The sequence below is a fragment of the Mitsuaria sp. TWR114 genome, from assembly GCF_007997345.1.
In genome coordinates this window covers 1-504 of record NZ_VOSR01000898.1, presented here as the reverse complement: position 1 = coordinate 504, position 504 = coordinate 1, and the positions used below count along the sequence as shown (strand labels likewise).

The window sequence follows — 504 nt, the reverse complement described above, 5'->3', positions numbered from 1 at the left end:
GTGGGTGCGCAGATGGCCCTGGTCGTCCAGGATGTAGCCGCGCAGGCGGGGATTCCGGTCGAAGGCCCGGGCGAGTGCCTCGCCCAGGGTGCGGGCGTCGCAGTCCAGCTTCGGCGTATCGACGTAGCGGTGCAGTTGGGCGGTGAATTCGACGTGGGCCATGGTCGGCGATCCTGCGACGAAGCGGGCCGCAAGAAAAGAGGGGCGACCAGGGACGACGAACGGGCGCTCGTCCCTTCGACAACGCGGGCCGGTCGGCTTGGGCAGAATCGCGGGCCCTCCCGGCCAGCCTGCCATGCCCAACGACATCTCGACCGCCACCGACCGCGCCCATGCCCGCACCGGCATGCTCTACGCCGCGCTCGCCTACATCGCCTGGGGCCTGTTCCCGCTGTACTTCAAGCGCCTGAGCGAGGTGAACGCGCTCGAGGTCATCGCGCATCGGACGGTCTGGTCGCTGGTGTTCGTGGCGCTGGTGCTGGCCGCTGCGGCGCTGGGCCTGGC

The 504-nt window shown here is 70.2% G+C and carries 1 pseudogene; it reads left to right on the top strand.

What is annotated here, in order from left to right:
* Window positions 1-295: 295 nt before the first annotated feature.
* Window positions 296-504: pseudogene (locus FUT87_RS25495) on the top strand (hypothetical protein); the annotation flags it as partial.